Raw genomic sequence first — 23912 nt, forward strand, 5'->3', positions numbered from 1 at the left:
AATCTACAAGGTCCCCCACCAATAAAGAATGCTTTTAGAATAATATCTTAAAGTCTGAATTCTTTTAACAAAAGTTTATAAAATATTTCATGATAGTCCTATTTAAAATATAATAAAGAGATCTCCCATCAGTAAATTGACCTTCCGGTTACGGGAGTAATACATAAAATAAGCCTCCGTTTAATGGTAGGTTTTACGACAATTTTATATATTTGTGGGTGATTGTAATCAAAAATAGTAGAAAAGTCATTTTTTTATTGTTTCAAAAAGCAACAAATCACTGATAATCAATGCTAAAACCTCAATATAAGATGTATAAAGTTTTTGTGAACGAAAAAAAGCTGTTAGTCTCTAAACATCCTGAAAATCTTGAAAAAGAGCTTAGGTATGAAAGCTTCACGACTTTAGAAATAGCATTGGATCTTCTGGAAAATACTTCTGTGCAGGAACTTAATGTATATGGAGACAATCTGGATGAAATCTGGCAGGAATTTCAAAAACTTTTCAGAATTATAGAAGCGGCAGGAGGACTGGTGAATAATCCTGAAGGTAAAATTCTTTTTATCAAAAGACTCGGCAAATGGGATCTCCCGAAAGGCAAGATGGAAAAAGGAGAATCCAGAGAAGAATCTGCTGTAAGAGAAATAGAAGAAGAAACGGGTCTTAGTGATGTTGAGCTCGTAAAATTCATCAATACCACTTATCATATCTATATTGAAAGAAACGGTGAGAAAATTTTAAAATGCACCCATTGGTTTGAAATGAATTTTGACGGTGAAGATACCTCTAAACCGCAAATAGAAGAAGGCATTACGGAAGTAGCCTGGAAAACAACCTTAGAAATTGAAAATGAAGTTTTTCCGAGTACTTTCAAAAATATAAAACTGATCGTAAAAGAATTCTGGGAAATAAAAAAACTGGGATCCTAAAAGTTGGAAGAATAAAGAAAGGAGGCTGGAAGTTAACATTGAAGAACTTCCAGCCTTTTTTTTATTACACAAAGTCGATCAGCTTCTCCAGAGCTATTCCTCTGGATCCTTTCAACAATATGTTTTCAGATTGAATTTTATTCTGTTTTAAATATTCTGTTAATTCTGCTGTATTTTCAAAAGCAAGGTCTGAAGAATTAACTGCTTTAAAATGTTTCCCAACCGTAATAACCTCATTGAAATGAAGATCCTGAGCCAATTTTAAGATATTCTGATGCTCTTTTTCACTTTCATCACCCAATTCCAGCATATCCCCGATAATAATGGTTTTACTGCCTTCAAAACTGATAAAATTGTTTAACGATGCTGTCATAGAACTTGGGTTGGCATTATACGTATCCAAAACCAGAGTTCTACCCTCTTTTTTCACAACCTGAGATCTCATATTGGTAGGCGTATACTGCTCCAGAGCATGTTTTATTTTTTCAAAACTGATCCCAAAATGAAGTCCTAAGCTGGCTGCAGCACATAGATTCGTGAAGTTATATTCTCCTGTGAGTTTTGTAACTGCTTTTACTCCCTGATACGTCAATCCTACAAAATGTTCTTCTGAAAAAGGTTCAAAATTATAATCTGATGTATCTTTTCCAAAAGTAATCTTCGGTGTATAATTTTCAGTTTTTTCAATCTGAATAGGATCATTTTCGTTAACAATAATAGTTCTATTATTATTTTTAAGGTAAGCATATAGCTCAGATTTCCCTTTAATCACCCCTTCAAAACCTCCGAAGCCTTCTAAATGAGCTTTCCCAAAATTGGTAATATATCCAAAATCCGGCTGAGAAATGGTACACAGAAATTCGATTTCTTTCTGATGGTTAGCTCCCATTTCAATCACAGCTATTTCGTGTTCCGGTTTGATGGAAAGGATTGTTAAAGGAACTCCGATATGATTATTCAGGTTCCCGAATGTGTACTGTACATTAAATTTTTCTGAAAGAACAGCATGAATCAGCTCTTTTGTAGTGGTCTTCCCATTACTTCCTGTAAGCCCTATAAAGGGAATCGTAAGCTTGCTTCTGTGATAGAGAGACAGCTTCTGCAGAAACTCAAGGGTAGACGGAACATAGAAGATATTTTTATCTCTGTTTTCAAATTCCGGAAGTTCAACAATTACGGCTAAAGCTCCATCATCAATGGCTTTTTCCGCTAAAGTAGCTGCATTGAAATTTTCACCGGAAAAGGCAAAGAAAATATCATTCTCTGCAATTTTTCTGCTGTCGATGGTCACTTTTGCGGCCTGCAGAAATAAAGGATAAAACTGTTCTATATTCATGTGGAAATATATATATTTTTTTAAGAAGTCCCATGCAATCGCCAAATCCATACAAGTGTTTTAGACTTTTTAGCCAAAGCAATTTCATGAGTCAAAAATAAAAAACCTTCCGAAAGTCCGGAAGGTTTTTTATAAGTATTTTTTGATAAATATTATCTTCTAGTTCTACTCTTATCGCTGGTTCTGGCATCCTGTGCAACACGGAATCCTACCCATCCATAAGCTCTGTTTTGATTTTTATATCTTCTTTGTCCCGGATCCAGCCAATATGCTGTATCCTGCCAAGAACCTCCTTTCACTACTCTAACCTCGTTAGAAATTCCTGAAGTTCTGTCTTTGGTATCTTTCTGTAATTTTACTCTACCGGTTCCATCTACAACAAAACTCGTTCTAGGAGCGTTATACATATCGAACCCTGAAGCAGAATCAGAAGCTCTGTAATATTCTAAAGAAGACTGTCTGTCACCATCTCTGTAGTTTCTGTAGTCTGCAATAGTTTGTCTTTCAAATTGTCCAGGAAGACCTTTATACACTAATCTTCCGTCAGCCAAAGTATCATATTTGATAGTACCTTCATCAATCATTTTGTAAGTACCGTCTCCGTTTCTTACGATTGCCTGAGGCATATTTCCTCTGTAGTAGTTGAAATCGTTGTAATCTTCGTCAATGATTGGTCTGTAAACGTCAGCCGTCCATTCAGAAACGTTTCCGTACATACCATAGATTCCTAAATCATTAGATGGGTATTGTCTTACATCAGAAGTCTGAGCAGATCCGTCATTCTTCCATCCTGCAATACCGGAATAGTCACCTTTACCCATTTTGAAGTTTTCAAGGAACATTCCTCTATCTCTTCCTTTAGTACCTCTTAATCTTTCGATTTCTGGTTTTTTACCTAAGTATTGGTTGTATTCTCTATTTTTAGCCATACCAAGAGCTGCATATTCCCATTCTACTTCTGTAGGAAGTCTGAACTTCTGTACCATTGCAGAATTCGGAGCTCTGTTAGCGGCAAGCAATCTCTGGTTTGTGGTTTTCATACCAGTTTTTTGCTGCATTCTTTTTTCATTAATATATCCTTGCATTTCCGGATCATTCGATTTGAATTTATCCATATTGAATGCTGTTCCACCCTGGTTGTTGGATTCGTTGATATATAAATCTTTAGCAATAATACCAGCCTGCATTAAAGCTTTTTCATTCGCTCTATCTGAAAGCCATTCGCAGTATCTGTTTGCCTGAGTCCAGGAAACACCTACAACTGGGTAGTAATCGAATTCCGGAGAACGCAGATACGTTTCGTTATAATCGTTTCTTGCTAATTTGTTGTCCCATAATAAGGTATCCGGTAAAGCACCGTTATAGATCTCCTTAAAACTAGGATCACTTGGAGGAAATACATACTTCAACCATGTAAGGTATTCACGGTATTCGTAGTTAGTAATTTCTGTTTCCCCGATAAAGAATGAACTTACCTGCATTCTGCGAGGTGTGTTATTCCAATCGTGCATAACATCATCTTTCACTAATCCCATTGTAAAAGTTCCACCTTCTACATATACCATTCCAGGCCACCCCTTCTGCTTTTGTTGCTTTCCTGCAAAAAACCAACCTTGTTTTTCGTTTGGTTTCCAACCCGTTTTACTGACAAATTTTTTGGTACCGCCACCTTTGCTGGTTCCTGATCCGCCACAGCTGGTTAATGCAAGTGTAGAACTTAATGCTATTAATGAAAACAACTTTAGTTTTTTCATAGTCGATATAAATATTTTCAAAGTACAAAGAAAAAATAAATTATTCAATAAATCAAGTAAACATTTGATTTTTTTGAAAAACGTTAACAAATTAATTTTATTGTATCACAATTTAATTCTAAAATTTTCATTTATTTTGTAATTTAGCAATTTCAATAGTAAACATGAGACGAAAAATTACGCTTTTATCTTTAATCGCTTTTGCATCAACACTTTACGCCCAAAGAAACACCATAGAATGGAATGGTTCTAAAATACAGGATTTTGGTGACACAAAATTAAATCTTCCCAATTTTAAAAATGAGGGTTTTTCTTTCAGCCAAAATAATGTTTTTATAACAACCAAGCAAAAAATCGGAGAAAAGCAGCTGAAAATTACAGACCTTGTCTGGGAAAACGTTTCCAATCAGGATTTATTTGAACTGGATAAAGGCAGACTTCCAGATTATGACGTGGCAGATGTTTCCTATTATAATTTGGATGGAGAGACCTACGCCGGAATTAATATTGCTTTATTTAAAAATGTAAAAGGCCGTGTTCAGAGATTATCTTCGTTTAATGTTACAGAAGCAGCTGCATTTGTAAATACTACAGGAGCTGTTAATAAAATAGGAACTACCGTAAACCCGCTATCAAGTGGAAACTTCTACAAAATAAAAGTAGATAAATCCGGAGTATTCAAAATTACCTCACAGTTTTTAAAAGATAATGGAATTAATCCAGCTTCTGTAAACCCTAAAAATTTCAGGATTTATGGAAACGGAGGACTTATGCTTCCTGAGTTCAATCAGGATGCGAGATATGGCGCTTTGCAGGAAAACTCTATCCAGGTAGTAGGTGAAGACGATGGTGTTTGGAATGACAATGACTATGCTCTTTTCTATGCCCAGGGGCCGGATGGATACAATCTTTATGATACTTCCAACGGAAATGGTTTCAAGAGAAAGGATACCCGGTTCAGCGAAAGAAGCAATAATGTCAAAAATATATATGAAGATTTTTCTTACTATTATATTAACTTTGATAAAGGTGCAGGAAAAAGAATTCCCACCGTTGACGCAACTCTTCCCGCCCAGCTGATTACAAGATATGATAATTACCAGGTTATCAACAAAGATCAGAAAAACCTGCTAAAGGTAGGAAGAACATGGGTAGAGGAAACCCCTTTCATTAATGAAAAAACAATAACATTTACTACCAATTCACCTATACAGGCTAATGATGTTATACGATACAGAACCCAGGTGGTGGGTTATAATGCCCAACAGAATACGATTGGTTTTAAAATCAATAATTTAACTCCGAATCCATTACAGACCATCCCTACAGATACTTCAGGCTATCAATATATTTATTATCCTGTAACCTTTGCCGGAAGCCTTACCAATCTTACCGGGAATCAGTTTACAATAGTTTTGAATCCTGATATTTCTACGAACCCTAACGGAACTTTCTATTTTGATTATCTGGAAATTCAGTATAAAGAGAATCTTGCTTTCAATGGTTCACAGATGAACTTCAGGGATTATTCTATCGTGAGCGGAAGTAATACAGACTACGGTTTCAGTATTAGTAATGCTGGTAATATAGAACAGGTATGGGATGTAACAGATATTACCAATGTAAACAGGAGAGTGAATAAGGCCGGAGCAGGCTCATTCAACTTTGCTTATACCGCTGCTGATCTTAATTTCAACAATGAATTTGTGGCTTTCCGTGCGGATGCAGCCTATAGTCCACAGTATGTGGGAAGAATTTCTAATCAGAATCTTTCTGCTATTCAGGCTGTAGATTACCTAATCCTTACTGTACCGGAAATGATGGGTCAGGCACAGAGAATTGCCAATTACCATCAGACCAATCATAATTATAAGGTAGAGATTGTAGACATTAACAAGATCTATGAAGAATATGGAAGCGGAAGTAAAGACCTTACTGCCATAAGAGATTTTGTAAGCAAGCTGAATACTCCTCTGGGGAGACTTCAGTATGTTTTTATTCTGGGAGACGCTTCATATGATTATAAAAACAGGGTTCCGAACAATACAAACGTTGTTGCCAGCTACCAGAGTGAGCAGTCTTCAGATTATGTATCATCATTTGTAACGGATGATTATATTGTAATGACAAAGCCTCAAACCACATTATTAATTGAAAACAATCTTCCTGATCTTCCGGTGGGGAGAATCCCGGCGGCAAATGTAAGCGAAGCCGGAGATATGATCAATAAAACATTGGCTTATTATAATTCTCTTCAGGGACAATCGACCCCGTTTGGAGACTGGCGTATGCGACTTGACTTTGTGGTGGATGATAATAATGAAGGAGGAAGCCCTTTCCACAATGTAATAAACGCTTCTCTTGCCAGTATCTTTGAACAGTCCGGTTCGACTGATCTTAAAGAATATAATGTTAAAAAATTATACATGGATGCCTTCCCTTCTCAGAGTACATCGGGAGGACGAAGATACCCACAGGTAAACCAGGCTATTTCTAATGCAATAGGAAACAGCTTGTACCTGTTTTATTTCGGGCATGGAGGAATCAACGGTTGGGCACAGGAAAGAGTATTAACGAGTACTGAGGTTCAGAATGCCAATAACTTCTCTAATGTGTACAGCAGATTCCCATTCGTATCTACTATTACATGTGAATTCACGCTGTGGGATGAACCGTCAACCAACTCTGTAGGAGAACAGTTTTTAAAAATGAAACAAGGAGGTGCGTCCACAATGATTACCTCCAGCCGTGCCATTGGAGTAGATTACGGACGTGACTTTAGCAATACATTTACTCAAAATATATTTAAGCTAACTAATGATGATTTTAATTCTTTAGGAAATGCTCATTTAATTGCGAAAAAACAAAAGGGTCCCAATAATAATCACTTAAAGGTAAACTTTCTGGGTGACCCAGCTATGAAACTGAGCAGACCTCAAAGACTTTTGATCATTGATGGTATTGAAACTCCGGTTCCAGGTCTGATAAGAGGATTGGATTTTGTTAAAGTAAAAGGACATATCAATAATCCGAACGGAACGCTGAACAATACCTTCAACGGAAAAGTAAGCATTAATATTTTTGACAAGAGATTAAATAAAAAAACATTAAATAACAATGGTACTCTGGCTCCTGTATTAGATTATACAGAAGAAGGAAGTGCTATTGTAAAAGCTGCAGGAACTGCCGTAAACGGAGTATTTACTGCTGAATTCTATGTTCCTAAAGACATCAACTATGCTGTGGGCCAAGGGAGAATTTTAACCTATGCAGACAACAAAGCCTCAGATGTTTTTAATAATCAGACGGTACAGGTAGGTGACATCAATCCAAACGGAATTAATGATAACCAGCCTCCAAAAGTAAAGCTATACATGAATAATACCAACTTTGCAGATGGTGGAATCACCAACCAGAATCCTATGCTTCTTGCCTGTCTTACCGATGACACAGGAATCAACTCTACCGGATCTGGAGTAGGTCATGATATTACAGTATATCTGGACGGGCAGATTATCAACACTGTTGTGTTGAATGATTTCTATGCTCCGGGAGAAGGAAACGGATGTTTAAACCCTAGTCTTGCCGACTATCAAAAAGGGAATGTAACCTATCCTTTCAGAAATCTGGCAGTGGGTCAGCACCAATTATCATTTAAAGTTTGGGACATAAACAATAATTCTACATCTGCTACGTTAAACTTTGAAGTTAAAGATGAATCTGACCAACATTTGACAATTAACCGTCCGCTGAACTGGCCAAATCCATTTACAAACAAAACTTATATTCAGTTTGAACACAATTGTGATGATATTCTGGATGTGAACGTACAAATTTACACCATAACCGGAAGATTGGTAAGAACTTTATCTCAGCCGGTGGTAGCAGAACCTTTCCTACAGGGCTTTAGAACCCCTCGCCAGGCAATAGAATGGGACGGAAGAGATGATTTTGGTGCTACAGTAGCAAAAGGTACGTATATTTTTAAGATATTTGCAAAAAGTCAAAATCAAGAAAAATGCAAAGGAAGTGCTACAGCTGTAGAAAAAATGGTACTTTTGAAATAATTAAATAATACATAGACAATAATATTAATAAAAAACTGATAATATATAAAAGACAACATATGAATTTAACTACTAAACTGCTTTTAGGATTTGGTTTGAGTGCTGGTTTTTTAGGCTATTCGCAAGATTTAGGTAAAGTAAACCCAGTTCTTACCGGAGCTCCTTTCCTAAGAATTGCACCTGATGCAAGATCGGGAGGTATGGGAGACCAAGGGGTGGTAACCTCTCCGGATGCATTTTCACAGTTCTGGAATGCGGCTAAATATCCTTTCAGCAGGACAAGTTCTTCCGTAGGTCTTAACTATACGCCTTACATGGGAAAACTTACCAATGATGTATTCTTATTATATGCTTCGTTTCATAAGTTTTTGGGGCAGGAAGAAAGATCTACAATCTCTGCAAGTATCTATTATTTCAATATGGGACAGGTAGACCTGACTCAGCTGGTAGGTACAGAAATTGCATCAATGGGTACATCAAAACCAAACGAATTCTCTATTGACGTTGCTTACGCATTGAAGCTATCTGATTCATTCTCTGGTGCTGTTACCGGTAGATTCATCCGTTCAGACTTAGCCGGAGGATTCAACACAGATACTACACTTAAAGCTGCAAACAGCTTCGCAGTAGACGTTTCAGGATACTATACCTCTCCAAGATTCTCCAGTATTGGTGGATATGACGGTAAAATTAACGCAGGTTTGGCTATTCAGAACCTAGGTCCGAAACTGGATTATACAGGAAATGAAGAATCAAGATCTTATCTTCCGACTATGGCAAGATTAGGGGTTGGATATGACATGTACCTGGATGATATGAACAGAGTAGGAATTTCTGTAGAAGGTTCAAAACTTTTGGTTCCGGGATCTGAATATGCAGGAATAGACCCCAATACAAGACAGCCTATTTATCAGATTCCTAATGTAGGACCTATGGCTGGTATCGGGAAATCTTTCAAAAACAAAAACAGTATCATGTACAGTGGTGCTTTAGAATATTCATATGATAATGCTTTTTCTGTAAGAGGAGGTTACTTCCATGAAAGTGAAGAGCAGGGTGCAAGACAGTTTGCAACTGCCGGTGTAGGATTAAAATACCGTTCTTTCGGACTGGATCTTTCTTACCTGATCAATATGTCTAAAATCAACAGCGCATTGGATAACACTCTTCGTTTCGGTCTTACCTGGAACATTGGAGAAGAAACATCCAACAACGATCGTTAATAAAAGCAACAGTTATATAAAAAAGCCTCATCATTGTATGAGGCTTTTTTTTGTGAATCGTCAATCGTCAATCCGCTGCGCTCGTCAATTTTTGAAACCTCGTAGAATTCACTTTTCACTTTGTGAAGCAAAAATTCACTATTGACTTTTGAATTGTCAATGATCAATCGTCAATCCGCTACGATTTTCAATTTTGAAACCTCATAGAATTCACTTTTCACTTTGTGAAGCAAAAATTCACTATTGACTTTTGAAGCGTCAATGGTCAATTCGCTGCGATTGTCAATTTGATTTGCTTGATAATATATTTAGGGGACTAAAAAATATAATATTAAGTTTACAAAAGTCTCTTTTTTATGTCGATTTTCTTAAATTCAATAGCTATTTTTGTAATATGAACTATTCGGCGGAACTAAAAAAATTTGTAACCAGTCAGTATGTATATTCTGCCATCAGAATTACATTAGCTACTGTTCTGCCTTGTTTAGCCCTCGCCCACTTTGGAATTCTGAAAGAATATTTCCTTTTTCCATTGGGAACCAGCTTTGTAGCCCTTACAGATCAGCCTGGTCCTTTTATCAGAAGAAGAAATGCCCTTACTTTTGCCATCTGCTGTTTTGTTTTTGTAGCGCTCATTGCAAGCCTTGTCATGAATTTCAAAGTATTGGTTCTGGCAGAGATTATTGTCTTTGGAATGTTTTTCTCCCTCATTGGTGTTTATGGTCAGAGATTAGCAGCAGTAGGCTCATTATCGCTTGTTGTGCTCGCCATCTTTATTGACGGTCACCTTACGGGAAGCAATATATTTAAAAGTTTACTGATTTTTGCTTGTGGCTGTATATGGTTTCTGCTGATATTTCTTATTGTAACCACCATTCGTCCTTATAAACTGGCAAGTCAGATGATTGGAGAAAATTATCTTCAGTTGGCTGAATTTCTAAAGATCAAAGCCAGTTATTATCAAAAAAATCCGGACTTTAATAAGCTGACCACTCAGGTTATTGCGAAACAGATTGAAATAAAAAACCTTCAGGAAGATACCAGAGAAACGGTTTTTAAGACAAGAACCATCGTTAATGAATCTACAACAACCAGCCGCTTATTGATGCTGATGTTTTTGAATTCCATGGACCTTCATGAAAAGCTGATGACCTCCGAAAGTGATTATCAAAAATTGCAGCAAAGCTTTGAAGACAGCATGATCCTGGTGAATATTCATGATTATCTGAACCTTTTGGCGGAAGAGATCACCAATATCGGAATTGCCCTTCAAAGCGGAACCAGAGCAAAACCTATGGCCAATCTGGATGTGGAATTAAAGAACTTAAATTACAATTATTTCGAGCTCAGAAATAAACAGCTTTCTTCTGATAACCTGGAAAATTTCATGATTTTACGTCAGATTCTGATGCGTATCTATGAAATTACCAAAGAAATCAACGAAATCTATAAAGTATTTTCCCAAAATATAAAACTGGCGAAGAGTTTATCCACAGGATTAGACCTTAGAAAGTTTATGCCGAATGAACCTAAACTGAATGCCAAGGTTCTGAGAAATAATATTTCATTAACCTCCTCTCATTTTCGCCATGCCATAAGAATTACAACCGCTTTGCTTTTGGGGTACGTTTTTTCTATGTTTGATTTTCTGGGACTGGGACACACGTATTGGATATTAATTACCATTACAGCCATTTTAAAACCTGCCTACTCTATCACAAAACAGAGAAACCTTCTTCGTCTCTACGGAACTATTGCAGGGGCAAGTATTGCTTATGGTATTCTGTATTTTATACACATTAACGGGATTTTATTCGCTATTTTGCTGGTCAGTATGATTATGTGTTTCAGTTTTCTGAAAGGACGGTATTTCTGGGCAGTATTATTTATGACGATCTATGTTTTCCTGAGTTTTAATTTTTTAAATCCAGGGAAAGTCAATATCATTTTTAAAGACAGAATCTTTGACACCGCTATTGCAGGAATTATTGCTTTTGCCGTATCTTATATTGTACTGCCTGTTTGGGAACACACTCAAAATCTGGATCTGATGAAAAAGTCTGCTGCAGACAACCTCATCTACTTTCAGAGTGTAATTTCTAAATTTCTTCAGGGAAATTTTGACCTTGAAGATTATAAAGTAAAACGAAAAAATGCAATCATTTCTTTAGCCAACCTTTCGGATAATTTCCAGAGAATGATTTCTGATCCTAAAAACCAACAGAAAAAACTGGAAGTTGTACACCAGTTTGTGGCAACCTCACATCTTATTACGGCATATACCGCATCTTTATCTCAATATTCAAAAAGTAATGAGCAGTATCCTGAGATAGATGCTGAAAGCTGGAGCAGAAAAATTGAGGCAGAAATGCAGCAGACCTCTACCCTTCTCAACGGAAATGGCATCAATGAAACCTTGAAAATGGAAAGCCGTCTTGAGCCGGAAGATTCTTCCATTGAAGATATGCTTCTGAAAAGAAAAACCGAAATTGAGGAAAACGACATCGTAGACAGGAGAGATCCTGATAAAATATCCCACTTAACGGAGCTTAAAAACATCCATGATATTCTGGAACTTATCTATGATGTAGCTAAAGAACAACGAAAAGTGATCGAAAAATACAAAAACGAAACAGATCCTACTCCTCCACAATCGTAAAGCAGTAATCATCGAAAAATTCCACTCTGGCTTTGAATTCATCAGAGAATTCATCGTCATATACACGACAGCTTATTTTATGAAGGTGCTTAAGCTCAAAAGGCTTTACTTCATAATTCTTCTTTAAAGACCAGTATTTAGAGTGATGAATTTTGTACATACTTTCCTTTACGCTCCATATAATTGTATAGAAAGTATCTGCTCTGTCTTCAGGAATAAATCCACGCTCATTTTCATAAGTAAATTTGTCAATTACCCTTAAAATCTTAGGATTGAACTTTTCTACGTCAATCCCTATTTTATTTTTAGAAATGGCAATAGCAGCAAAGGGAAAAGAATGCGTAATAGAAATTTCCGCATCATTGGGAGAAAGAAAAGGTTCTCTTTCTTTGTATAAAATTTTAGAATCCGGCTTCAATCCCTTCAGGAGCTTACGAACCATCAGGACTTCCAATAATTTTTTAGGATGATAATCTTTTACCTTTTCAGCATTTTCTGGTTCCAGAAGTTGGTTGATATCAAGTTCTTCACTTTCATCGTACTTCCAAACCAGAATTGTGGCATTATCATCTGAAAAATCTCTGTAGAGGGGCATTCTTTTTTTATTGGACAAAAGTACTAAAAAGAAACCATTTCCAAAAAGCAGGAAGATGGGAGCTGGAGGATGGAAGTTACGATTCGTTATAAGAATAAATTACAGATTAATGTAAAAAAATTGTTCCTAAAAAACTAATTTTTGTTTTCTTAATCTTTACAAACTTCCAGCATCCTTCTTCCAGCTCCCAGCCTATCTATTTAGACTGATGGTTCACATCGTTTCTGTGCTCTACAATTTCCAGATTGGCATCTACAAAATAAGCGCTCCCGAATCCGTTCACATAAGATCCTTTTACAGGCTGCAATGCAATTAAAATAAAGTCTCCCATCCCGGAAATTACATCCACAACTTTTCCGTGAACTTCTTTAAGCTGTGCAACAACATTATTCCATGTCTCAGAATCTCTTTCGATTTGAGAAGGTGCAGCTTCTAACGTTAAACGTTCACGGGCATAGATCTGTTTGGTTGCTGATTCATCTTCAATGAACATGATGGATGTTTTTCTTCCGTCTGCAAGGTTTTTAGTATGTTTTGCCATAAAAGACACCAGAATATAAAACGTATGGTCTACCTGCACGAAAGGTGCATAGCTTGGATTAGGAAATCCATCTGCATCCACAGTAGCCAGAATTACACTTTTTGAAGCGTTAATCAATTCCTGTACTTTAGGAGCAATGGGTTTAGCAGTCTTTTCTGTATAAGTATGATTCATAATATATTTTTTTACGAGTTAAAATTAATTATTTATATTAAGACTAAATAACATCAATTCATGTTTAATCTCATAAAACCGAACTTGATCTGCCGTTTTTATATCTTAATTATTAATCGTAATTTTGCGTTTCGTTATCAATTGAATTTAAAAACTATTCATTACATATGAGTACTACAACACAATACGTTCCTTATAAAGTTAAGGATATCTCCCTTGCAGAATGGGGTAGAAAAGAAATTACTCTTGCAGAGGCAGAAATGCCAGGTTTGATGTCTATCCGTGAAGAGTACGGACCGTCTCAGCCACTGAAAGGAGCAAGAATCGCCGGATGTCTTCACATGACGATCCAAACGGCTGTGCTTATCGAGACATTGGTAGCTTTAGGAGCTGAAGTTACCTGGTCATCTTGTAATATTTTCTCTACACAAGACCACGCTGCTGCGGCTATTGCTGCTGCGGGAATTCCGGTTTATGCTTGGAAAGGTTTAAATGAAGAGGAATTTGACTGGTGTATTGAGCAGACTTTATTTTTTGGTGAAGACAGAAAGCCACTAAACATGATTTTGGATGATGGTGGAGATTTGACAAACATGGTTTTTGACAAATACCCTGAATTCACAAAAGATATCAAAGGGCTTTCTGAAGAAACTACTACAGGAGTACACAGACTGTACGAAAGAATGAAGAACGGAACTTTAGTAATGCCGGCAATCAACGTAAATGATTCAGTAACTAAGTCTAAGTTCGATAACAAATACGGATGTAAAGAATCTGCTGTAGATGCAGTAAGAAGAGCTACAGACGTAATGTTAGCCGGAAAAAGAGTGGTAGTTTGCGGATACGGAGACGTAGGTAAAGGGACTGCTGCTTCATTCAGAGGAGCTGGTTCTATCGTTACGGTTACGGAAATTGACCCAATCTGTGCACTTCAGGCTGCTATGGACGGTTATGAAGTAAAAAGATTAGATACTGTGGTAGATAATGCTGATATCATCATTACTACAACAGGTAACTTCAATATCGTTAGAGGTGAGCATTTCCTTAAAATGAAAGATAAAGCTATCGTTTGTAACATTGGTCACTTCGATAATGAAATCGATATGGCTTGGTTAAATAAAAACTATGGCCAGACTAAATCTGAAGTGAAGCCTCAGGTTGATATCTATACTATTGAAGGGAAAGAAGTCATCATCCTTGCAGAAGGAAGATTGGTAAACCTTGGATGTGCTACAGGTCACCCAAGTTTTGTAATGTCTAATTCTTTCTCTAACCAGACTTTGGCTCAGATCGAGTTATGGAACAACTCTGCTGCTTACAAAAACGAAGTATATATGCTTCCTAAGCACTTAGATGAGAAAGTAGCTGCTTTACACCTTAAGAAATTAAGCGTAGAGCTTGAAACGCTTTCTCATGAGCAGGCAGAATATATCGGAGTAGATGTAAAAGGGCCATTCAAGCCTGAATACTACAGATACTAAGAGGTAAATAAAATATGATAAAATCCTACTATTTCTAAGATAGTGGGATTTTTTATGCAGCGCTATAAAGCAATTTCTTATTTTTGCCAGCTAAAATAATAACATGAAACAATTCTTATTAGTAGGACTGATGAGCAGTGTAGTATTCTTCAACAGCTGCAGCAGCAATGATGATAATGAGGGAACTAATAATCCTTCTGAACAACCTCAGCTCTTACTGAGTAAAGTCACAACGGTTTATTACGATGACCCGGCTAATCCTCAAACGACTGTTTCCAGTTTAAGTTATAATGCTCAGAGACAATTAATCAAAACGATTTCAGAAGGCAGAACCTCAACTTTCGAATATGATAATGCCGGAAAACCTGTAAAAACCATTTACTATAAGCCGGACGGTACATTAGATTATTATTCTTCCTATACTTATAACGGAGATCAGTTAGCCAATGTTAAAGCAATCTACACTAACTCAAATTACAACAGAACGGTTACCTTTAACTATAATACAAACGGGCAGGTGATTTCTTCTACTCTTTGCCAGACTCCAGACTGTTCAAGCCCAGGTATTGATACTTATACCTATAATGGTAATAATATTTCATCTGAAACGTCAACATTTGGAGGAGCTATAACTTACAGCAATAAAAGTGATTTTTCTTATGATGATAAACTCAATCCTTATACCAACATCAATAAGTATCTGAAAATTATGATGGGAAGAGCATATACATTAAGTAAAAATAATTATCTCGTAGAAAAGATAAGCTTTAAAAATAACGGCGTATGGCAGCAAAGCCAGACTGTAAGCTACACTATACAATACAACAGTTCCGGATTACCGGTTCAGGTTGTAGGAAAAGAAGCTGATGGAAGTCTCTCTGTTCAATATAATTACGAATATATTACCCAATAAAAATAAGCTCTCCTGTTTTGGGGAGTTTTTTATGGGAAGTGAGATACGGGGTGCGGGATGTGAGTTATAATGTTTTAGAGGTTCATATTGTAATTATTCAATAGGAATGGGTATTATCCTGAGCATAGTCGAACAAAGCTCGTTTTACAATACAACAAAATCAAATGGCATCAGCCAAAACTTAATTCTCATCCATACACTTATTCAGTATTTTTCCCATATTTTCCCTGTACTGGGGCTGTATTTACAAAAAATGAATATCTTAGCTCCCTTAAATAAAACATTAATCTATGAAAAAACAAAAAGTATCGAATGCATTCATAGCTGCATCATGGGTAGCATTGGGAGCTGGAATGATCGGTTTCATCGTGGGTCTTGCAAGAGCAGAAATGCTGCTGAATGAAAAAGGATATTATTTCACTATTCTTCTTTACGGTTTATTTGCCGTTGTTTCTCTACAGAAAGCAGTACGAGACAGGTTAGAGAACATTCAGGTAACAGATATTTATTACGGGATCTGCTGGTTTGCTACATTATCATCTATTGTATTACTGGCTATCGGACTTTGGAATGCAACTATTCTTCCAAGTGAAAAAGGTTTTTATGCTTTTGCATTTTTACTCGCTCTCTTTGGAGCCATTGCTGTTCAGAAAAATACCCGGGACAATATGATTCAGGAATAATACTAAACTCTCCAAAACGGAGAGTTTTTTTTGATCAAAATAAACAATACTCAAAACAACAACGAATAATATTAATTATATTTTAAAATTTGATTATATTTATATAATAAAATAGAGATTTAATTAAAAATATAAATAAACTCCTATTTTAACTTAAAAACTAATACCACACACTATAATCATGATTTTAAAAAAGGTCCAAATTCTTATTTTTTTTCTGACAGTAATCATTGTGAATGCTCAGGATGAGTTTATCACTATCTGGAAGCCCGCATCTACTGTAATTCCCACATTAACCATAGATGCTCCGTATCAGGCTACCCCTCAGCAAATATGGTTTCCCGGAATTGGTGATAATTATGACATATATTGGGAAGAAATAGGCTATCCACAGCACAATGGCTCCCTTACCAATGTTACTTCCACGAAGCAGGTTCTCATAGATTTTGGAACATCCCTTTCAGATGGAACTGATGCCAGATACAGAGTAAAAGTTACTAACGGAAGCGGTGCTTTCAGACAGATAAAATTTGGAAATCCTCAGCTATTCGCAGCGCCTGAACAGATTATTCCTATCTGGCAGGTCAACGGAAGTGCAGATAAATTATTAGAAATAGAGCAATGGGGCAATATTTCATGGGCTTCAATGAACAGTGCCTTCAGCCTATGCAGATTGATGGGGCTTACGGCAACAGATACTCCGAAACTTAATAATGTGGAGGATGCTTCTTTCATGTTCTACGGTACAACCACCTTTACGGGTGCCAGCTCTATGCAAAACTGGGATACTTCGAAAATCAGGAATTTCAGTTTTATGTTTTCGCTTTTATTTGATGTTACACCAGCTACACTGACGGATCAGTTTAATCCACCTTATTTCGATACCTGGAATATGTCATCAGCTACGAACCTCAGCTATATGTTTGGAAACAGAACTCATTTTAACCAGACTCTCAACAGCTGGGATGTTTCAAAGGTAACAGATATGAGCTGGATGTTTGGCCAGTGCGCAAGCTTTAATCAGCGTCTGGACAACTGGGATACTTCGAACCTTGAAGACATGCACTTTATGTTTCATATGATCCCTGTTTTCAATCAGCAGCTCAACTGGAATACGTCTAAGGTTATAAATATGGCTCATATTTTTCATGGCTGTTCTGCCTTTAACCAACCTTTAAACTGGGATATGACTAAAGCAAAGAAAATAGATCAAATCCTTAATGGTGCTTCAAGTTTTAATCAACCTTTAGGAAATTGGAACTTAGCTTCTGTTGTTGATGGTAATGGTGCAATAACTTTATCAGGTCTTAATTGCGAAAATTATAGCAAAACACTTCAGGGATGGGCAGACAACCCCAATACAGCCAACAACATTTCATTAGGTTCTGTAACAGGATTAAAATATGCTTCAAACGCATCAGATAAAAGAGATATTCTGATCAATAAAGGCTGGTTCATCAATGGGGATACAGTAGGAAACTGCTTGTTGTCTTCATCAGATTTAAAGCTGAATAAAAAACTTTCGCTCTACCCAAATCCAGCTGTGGATAATATTCACATTGAAGGATTAAATGATATTAAAAGTTATAAAATTTATGATGCAGCGGGAAGACTTGTAAAGGAAGGAAATCCTAATAACGATGTGATTAACGTAAGCTCTTTACCCAAAGGAAATTACATTTTACAACTGATTTTGAAAGATACTATCTTATCTTCAAAATTCATTAAGAAATAAAACAAAGAAGCCTCGCTGAAAAGTGAGGCTTTTATTTTGAGTGTTAAATTAAACTATTGATCGAAATGATTAGGGTGATGCGCTTTGATGTCATCTACAGTTCCCAACACTTTATCCTTTAAGGAATCCTGATATTTCTGAAGTTTTGCAGCTATTTCTTCATTCCCGCTTCCTAAAATTTTTGCGGCTAAAATCCCTGCATTCAAGGCTCCGTTCAAAGCTACGGTAGCCACAGGAATTCCACCAGGCATCTGAAGAATAGATAAAACAGAATCCCATCCATCTATAGAATTACTGGACAAAATAGGAACTCCAATTACCGGAAGCGTTGTACAGCTTGCCACCATTCCCGGAAGATGGGCTGCTCCACCTGCTCCTGCTACAATTACCTTCAATCCTCTTTCCTGAGCTGTTTTTGCATAATCGAACATTCTTTCCGGTGTTCTATGCGCTGAAACTACAGTTAATTCGTAAGGGATATCAAGGCTTTTAAGAAAATTTGCAGCCTGTTCCATGATCGGCAGATCACTCTGACTGCCCATAATAATTCCTACCATCTTCAATTTTTATTAGATGTTCAAAGATAAAAAATAAAATGCAAAGCTGGAAGTTAGAGAAAGGAAGCTGGAAGTTCTTTTAAATACATTAAATATCTAAATCAACCATATAACTAGCAACTATACAACCTGTAACTAGCAACTATACAACCTGTAACTATACAACCTGTAACTATACAGCCACCACCCTTTCCTCCCTCAATCTGTATCATCAAAAATTAGAACAACTGTACCCATCAGAATTATTTTAAAACTTCTACATTTGTTTGTTACACTACTTATTTACGTTGAAAGATTATAAACTTATTTTTGCTGTTCTCACTGTTGCCATGGTCTGGGGAACTACTTTTTTGGCCATTCGTGTTGCTGTAGAAACTATTCCTGCATGGTTTGTAGCCGGAATCCGGCAGTTTCTGGCTTCTGTTATTATGCTTGCTGTTCTTCTATCGAGAAATGAATTCAAATGGATTGGCTGGAAAAGTTTAGGATACCAGGTCATTTTTGCTTCCCTAATGTTGGTAGTGGCTAATGGTATGACGACTGTAGCTGAAGAAACAGTTTCCAGCAGTCTGGCTTCACTCATCAGTGCATGCTCCCCTATTCTTGTGTTTCTGGGAAGTGTGGCTATAGGGCTGCAAAAATTTAGTTTGCGGGCACTCACCGGTGTTTTGCTTTGTTTCGGCGGAATTCTTTTTATTTTCTGGGACGGACTTAAAGATCTTGCCAACCCAGACTATAGAATGGGTATGATTTTCCTGTTCTGCGCCATCTCAGGCTGGGCTTCCGGAACTATTTTCACCAAGAAATTAAATATCCAGAGCGGAAATATCACTTTGAATCTGTTCTATCAGTTCCTTTTTGCAGGGGTTGTTCAGGTTATTCTTGCATTCCTGTTCTCGGAAAATTATAACTTCGGAAACTGGACTGTTAAAAGTATTTCAGCGATGATATATCTGGCTGTATTTGGCTCTGTAGCTGCTTTTTTCGCTTTCCATTATGCCCTAACGAAAATTTCTCCGGTTCAGGTTTCTATCCTTGCGTACATCAATACCATTATTGCCATATTTCTAGGCTGGCTAATAATGGATGAGAAAGTGACATCTAAATTCATCCTTGCTGCTGTAATGATTATTTGTGGGGTTTTTATTATCAATTACAAACCGGAGATGTTCAAAAGACAAAAGGTTGAATAATGACCTTTAATTTTATTTTTTGAAACATTAAGATTGTATTAAGGTGTTGAGAGTATTAAGATAAGCTTCGCCTTAAGCTTAAAAATCAGAATGATTTATCTTAACTATACTTTATTTCTTAACCCCTCCTTAATGGTTATATGTATTAATTTTTTTGATAAATTTAAATAGTATGATTATCCTTTAAACTATAAAATCTGTGCTCATCTGTGATATCTGTGGGCAAAAAAAACATTAATAATTTTTAAAAAAATTACTGATCGCTATTATAAATTCCATTCACTTTTAACCATTTTAAAAACAGATCTGTCCACTCTCCGGTATTAGTTCCTTTTTTACCCATTCCCCAACCATGACCACCTGATTGAAACAAATGCAGCTCGGCAGGAATTTTATGATCTTTCAATGCCTGATACATCAGAATACTATTTTCTACAGGAGAAATAGGGTCGTCTTCAGACTGAGCCAGAAAAGTAACCGGAGTCTGGGCATTCACCTGCTTTTCAACAGATAACTTAGCCTGATCCTTCTCATCAGAATCCTTTCCTAATAAAGATTTAAATGAATGAGTCGTATTATTGGGAGGCAGCATAGACACTACCGGATAGATCATTGCTGTAAAATTAGGTTGGGCAGAAATCAAATCAATATCATCCTGAGGTTTATAATAAGCTGTATTAAAAGTTGATGAAATATATCCCGCAAGATGTCCGCCAGCAGAAAATCCGAGTACCCCTATTTTATTAGGATCTATTTTGTATTTTCCGGCAGCCTTCCTGATAATCCGTAGAGCACGCTGAGCATCCTGAAAAGGAACTGATCTTGTTGCCCAGCCTTCTTCCGGCAGTCTGTATTGAAGTTCAAAAGCTGTAATTCCCAAAGATTTCAGCCATTCGCTGGCAGGATATCCTTCTGACCCGGATTCAATATGAGCATACCCTCCGCCGCTAATGACTAAAACAGCAATTCCGTTGGGATTTTCCGGCTGATGAATAATAAGTTTGGGTATACTGACATGGGTGACTGAACCTTTGGCAGAAACAATGTTTTCACCTCCAGGTCCGGGACCATCTGGAATTTTCGTCCAAAGATTAATGGAAGGTAATTGAGCTTGAAAGGAAAGACTGTTTTGAGCTGAAATCAAGCTTCCAAAAAATAAAAAAGAGAAAAAAATAGTTTTCATTCCGTTCAATTTTACTATAAAAATAATATCAATAATCTTACCTAATCTATCCGGCTGTTTTTTAACTTATTAAATATAATCAAAATCAGATTCGCTTCTGTAGGGTTTTGTATTTGCTTCATTTTCCTTATATTGTATACTCCAACCGATACAATATGCTGAAAAACACATTTTTTTTATTTCTGACCGCTTCTTTCCTTCTTGTAAGCTGTGATTACAAAGAGAAAGAAAAGAACCTGACAGACAGGGAAAAACAATTACTGGAGAAAGAGAAGGTATTCGCGAAGAAAGAATCCGAATATCAGTCGCTTCTGAAAATGAGGGACAGTATTTTTGCCAAAAAAGATTCTGTGATAATTGCCGCTGCGTGGCCAACAGAAATTTCTGGTCCATGGAATGGTAAAGTAATCTGTACAGAATCCAACTGCAGTGAATATGCGGTAGGCGACCAACGTACTGATGTCTGGGAATTCGACAACGATTCTACCCAGCCCATTACCAAAATTATCAACAACAATAATCTGGTACGGCTGTATACGGGCAAGTTTGAAAATAATGAAATCAGACTCTCTTTCAAAACCGATTCTACTGCCAAAAAGAATGTAGAAATGAGCGTTCTTCTTAATGATATTTCGGACAACAAGATCAAAGGAACAAGAACCATCACTTCTGATGGCTGTACCGCCAAGTTCTCTGTTGAATTAGTACGTTCCACAAAATAAACACTTATGATTTTACTGAGTATACACAACCTGAGTCTTCCTATAGAAGATCCGGTACTGAAGTTCCTGTTGGTACTGGTCATCATCCTTGCAGCACCATTGCTTCTTAATAAAATTAAAGTTCCACACCTTTTGGGACTTATCATCGCCGGAGCCATTATTGGTCCTAACGGATTCAATGTTTTATCCAGAGACAGCAGTATTGTTGTGACGGGAACCACCGGACTACTTTACATCATGTTTCTGGCCGGACTGGAGATTGATATGGGAGATTTTAAAAAGAACAAATGGAAAAGTCTCACCTTTGGTATTTATACCTTTACCGTCCCTTTTGTACTGGGATATCTGGGAGGATATTATCTTCTCCATTTCTCAATGCTGACTTCCATTCTGTTTGCCAGTCTTTTTTCATCCCACACCCTTATTGCCTATCCGTTGGTGAGTAAGTTGGGAATCGCAAAAAACAAAGCTGTTAATATCACCGTTGGAGGTACCATGATCACAGATATACTTGCGTTATTGGTACTTGCCGTGATTGTGGGGATGTCTCAGGGAGACGTTGGGACAGAATTTTGGGTTAAATTATCGGTCTCTTTTGTGGTTTTTGCTTTGATTGTACTCATTGTATTCCCTATTATAGGCCGTTGGTTTTTCAAAAGAGTGGATGATAAAATATCACAGTATATTTTTGTACTGGTTATGATTTATCTGGCGGCTATGCTGGCTGAACTGGCAGGTGTAGAAGCAATTATCGGGGCATTCTTTGCCGGATTGGCTTTAAACAGACTTATTCCTCACACCTCTTCTTTAATGAACAGAGTTGAGTTTGTAGGAAATGCCATATTTATTCCCTTTTTCCTGATCAGTGTGGGAATGCTAATTGATTTTAAAGTATTTTTCAAAAGCTGGGAAACCTTAGAAGTCGCCGGAATTATGTTGGTAGCGTCTATCGGGGGGAAATATCTTTCTGCGGTGGCTACTCAAAAAACCTTCAGGCTGACCAAAGAAGAAGGAAAACTGATTTTTGGATTAAGCTCTGCTTCAGCAGCGGCAACACTGGCTTCAGTAATGGTAGGATATAACATCATTCTTTCTGAAACTGAAACCGGAGAACCGGTAAGATTATTGAATGAACATGTTCTGAACGGAAGTATTTTACTGATCCTTATTTCGTGTACCATCTCCTCTTTCATTTCTATGGCAAGTGCTCAGAAAATTGCTGAAAGTGACAATGAAGATACCGTTTCAGGAAATACCCATGAGGAAGAAAATATTCTACTGGCCATCAACCATGAGGCCACTGTGGAGAGAATGGTGAATTTGGGAATTCTGATTAAAGCCCATTCCAATACGGAAGATCTTTTTGCCCTGAATGTCATCAATGAAGATAAAAATGAATCTTCGGTGAAGAATGCTGAGAAACTTCTTCATCAGGCAACAGATGCGGCGGCGGCGGCGGATGTTAAATTACAGTCCTTAAAAAGATATGACAATGATGTCATCAACGGGGTAAATAATGTGATTAAAGAACAGAAAATTACAGACCTTATCATAGGATTGGAAGGTGAAAAAGGATTCTCCCCTTCTTTTGTCTATAATCTTTACAACGGCTATCTTCAGAATGATGATGTGAATGTACTGGTTTATCACGCAGCTCAACCTCTTTCCACGATTAAAAAATATGCAGTGATGATTCCCGAAAATGCCCATCAGGAAGCCGGATTCTTCCATGCATTGCTGAGAGTCTGGAATATTGCCAGAAATTCCGGTGCTACAGTTGTTTTTTATGCTCCGGAAAACATTCTTGACATTCTTCAGAAAATCATTAAAAAAGCCAATATAGAAGCCGAATTCATTATTATGAACACCTGGCAGGACGGCGAAAGAACCGCTGCCCAGCTGAAAGATGATGAAGCCTTGATTATTCTGATGGCAAAACGCGGTATGAAATCTTATATTCCAAGAATGAGACTGATTCCTGAGCTTCTGAACAGAAACCTGAACGACAACAACTATCTTCTCATTTTCCCTTTCTCAGAATACGATAAAAACAGTCCGGAAATACGTTCTGTAGGAAATCACGGAGATTTTGTGGAGATTGGAAATGTGATACAGAAGATTTTTAAGTAAAAGGCTGGGAGCTTGAAGAGGGATGATAGTGGTTATA

17 protein-coding genes are annotated in these 23912 nt (G+C 37.0%); 11 read left to right on the plus strand and 6 right to left on the minus strand.

All coding sequences use genetic code 11. From position 1 onward, the window contains the following. The first annotated feature begins 311 nt into the window (after positions 1-311). The gene (locus CLU97_RS14190) at positions 312-929 is read left to right on the plus strand and encodes an NUDIX hydrolase (protein WP_121489753.1); all 618 of its coding nucleotides are present in this window, start codon (positions 312-314) and stop codon (positions 927-929) included. Positions 930-993: 64 nt separating this feature from the next. Here CLU97_RS14190 and CLU97_RS14195 read toward each other — a convergent pair whose 3' ends face one another. Further along, positions 994-2265, minus strand: a complete 1272-nt coding sequence (locus tag CLU97_RS14195; RefSeq protein ID WP_121489754.1) for a UDP-N-acetylmuramoyl-tripeptide--D-alanyl-D-alanine ligase — start codon at positions 2263-2265, stop codon at positions 994-996. 152 nt (positions 2266-2417) lie between these two features. Beyond that, on the minus strand, positions 2418-4019 hold the full coding sequence (gene gldJ / locus CLU97_RS14200; protein ID WP_121488513.1) for a gliding motility lipoprotein GldJ: 1602 nt from the start codon (positions 4017-4019) through the stop codon (positions 2418-2420). A 164-nt stretch (positions 4020-4183) separates the two neighbouring features. Between gldJ and porU the strand changes: the two genes are divergently transcribed. From porU to CLU97_RS14215, 3 genes are all read left to right on the plus strand, one after another. Further along, positions 4184-8086, plus strand: coding sequence for a type IX secretion system sortase PorU (gene porU, locus CLU97_RS14205; RefSeq protein ID WP_121488514.1), 3903 nt, complete (start codon positions 4184-4186; stop codon positions 8084-8086). 59 nt (positions 8087-8145) lie between these two features. Continuing rightward, entirely contained in the window at positions 8146-9309 is a 1164-nt protein-coding gene (gene porV / locus CLU97_RS14210) for a type IX secretion system outer membrane channel protein PorV (RefSeq protein WP_121488515.1), read from the plus strand. 394 nt (positions 9310-9703) lie between these two features. Continuing rightward, the gene (locus CLU97_RS14215) at positions 9704-11968 is read left to right on the plus strand and encodes an FUSC family protein (protein WP_121488516.1); all 2265 of its coding nucleotides are present in this window, start codon (positions 9704-9706) and stop codon (positions 11966-11968) included. Here CLU97_RS14215 and CLU97_RS14220 read toward each other — a convergent pair. Continuing rightward, on the minus strand, positions 11949-12563 hold the full coding sequence (locus tag CLU97_RS14220) for a 4'-phosphopantetheinyl transferase family protein (RefSeq protein WP_121488517.1): 615 nt from the start codon (positions 12561-12563) through the stop codon (positions 11949-11951). The two genes, CLU97_RS14215 and CLU97_RS14220, sit on opposite strands and share 20 nt — an antisense overlap. A gap of 196 nt (positions 12564-12759) precedes the next feature. Next, positions 12760-13278 (minus strand): HugZ family protein, encoded by a 519-nt coding sequence (locus CLU97_RS14225; RefSeq protein ID WP_121488518.1) that lies wholly within the window; start codon positions 13276-13278, stop codon positions 12760-12762. A gap of 167 nt (positions 13279-13445) precedes the next feature. On the opposite strand from CLU97_RS14225, the gene ahcY reads away from it, so the two are divergent. From ahcY to CLU97_RS14245, 4 genes are all read left to right on the plus strand, one after another. Beyond that, positions 13446-14759 carry an adenosylhomocysteinase gene (gene ahcY, locus CLU97_RS14230; protein WP_121488519.1) on the plus strand — a complete coding sequence of 438 codons (1314 nt, stop codon included), beginning with the start codon at positions 13446-13448 and terminating at the stop codon, positions 14757-14759. 103 nt (positions 14760-14862) lie between these two features. Continuing rightward, on the plus strand, positions 14863-15672 hold the full coding sequence (locus tag CLU97_RS14235) for a hypothetical protein (protein ID WP_121488520.1): 810 nt from the start codon (positions 14863-14865) through the stop codon (positions 15670-15672). Positions 15673-15962: 290 nt separating this feature from the next. Further along, positions 15963-16355 (plus strand): inner membrane protein YiaA, encoded by a 393-nt coding sequence (gene yiaA, locus CLU97_RS14240; protein WP_121488521.1) that lies wholly within the window; start codon positions 15963-15965, stop codon positions 16353-16355. A gap of 181 nt (positions 16356-16536) precedes the next feature. Continuing rightward, positions 16537-18090 carry a BspA family leucine-rich repeat surface protein gene (locus CLU97_RS14245; RefSeq protein ID WP_121488522.1) on the plus strand — a complete coding sequence of 518 codons (1554 nt, stop codon included), beginning with the start codon at positions 16537-16539 and terminating at the stop codon, positions 18088-18090. A gap of 53 nt (positions 18091-18143) precedes the next feature. Here CLU97_RS14245 and purE read toward each other — a convergent pair whose 3' ends face one another. Further along, on the minus strand, positions 18144-18647 hold the full coding sequence (gene purE, locus CLU97_RS14250; RefSeq protein WP_121488523.1) for a 5-(carboxyamino)imidazole ribonucleotide mutase: 504 nt from the start codon (positions 18645-18647) through the stop codon (positions 18144-18146). Between the two features lie 287 nt (positions 18648-18934). Between purE and CLU97_RS14255 the strand changes: the two genes are divergently transcribed. Then, entirely contained in the window at positions 18935-19840 is a 906-nt protein-coding gene (locus CLU97_RS14255; RefSeq protein WP_121488524.1) for a DMT family transporter, read from the plus strand. Between the two features lie 253 nt (positions 19841-20093). Here the strand turns inward: CLU97_RS14255 and CLU97_RS14260 are convergent, their stop codons facing one another. Then, entirely contained in the window at positions 20094-21023 is a 930-nt protein-coding gene (locus tag CLU97_RS14260; RefSeq protein WP_121488525.1) for an alpha/beta hydrolase, read from the minus strand. Positions 21024-21178: 155 nt separating this feature from the next. Between CLU97_RS14260 and CLU97_RS14265 the strand changes: the two genes are divergently transcribed. Together CLU97_RS14265 and CLU97_RS14270 are read left to right on the plus strand one after the other, a co-directional pair. Then, positions 21179-21745, plus strand: a complete 567-nt coding sequence (locus CLU97_RS14265; protein ID WP_121488526.1) for a hypothetical protein — start codon at positions 21179-21181, stop codon at positions 21743-21745. A 6-nt stretch (positions 21746-21751) separates the two neighbouring features. Continuing rightward, the gene (locus CLU97_RS14270) at positions 21752-23875 is read left to right on the plus strand and encodes a cation:proton antiporter (protein WP_105703293.1); all 2124 of its coding nucleotides are present in this window, start codon (positions 21752-21754) and stop codon (positions 23873-23875) included. Positions 23876-23912 lie beyond the last annotated feature (37 nt).

The sequence above is a fragment of the Chryseobacterium sp. 7 genome, assembly GCF_003663845.1.
In the GTDB taxonomy this organism is placed as follows: domain Bacteria; phylum Bacteroidota; class Bacteroidia; order Flavobacteriales; family Weeksellaceae; genus Chryseobacterium.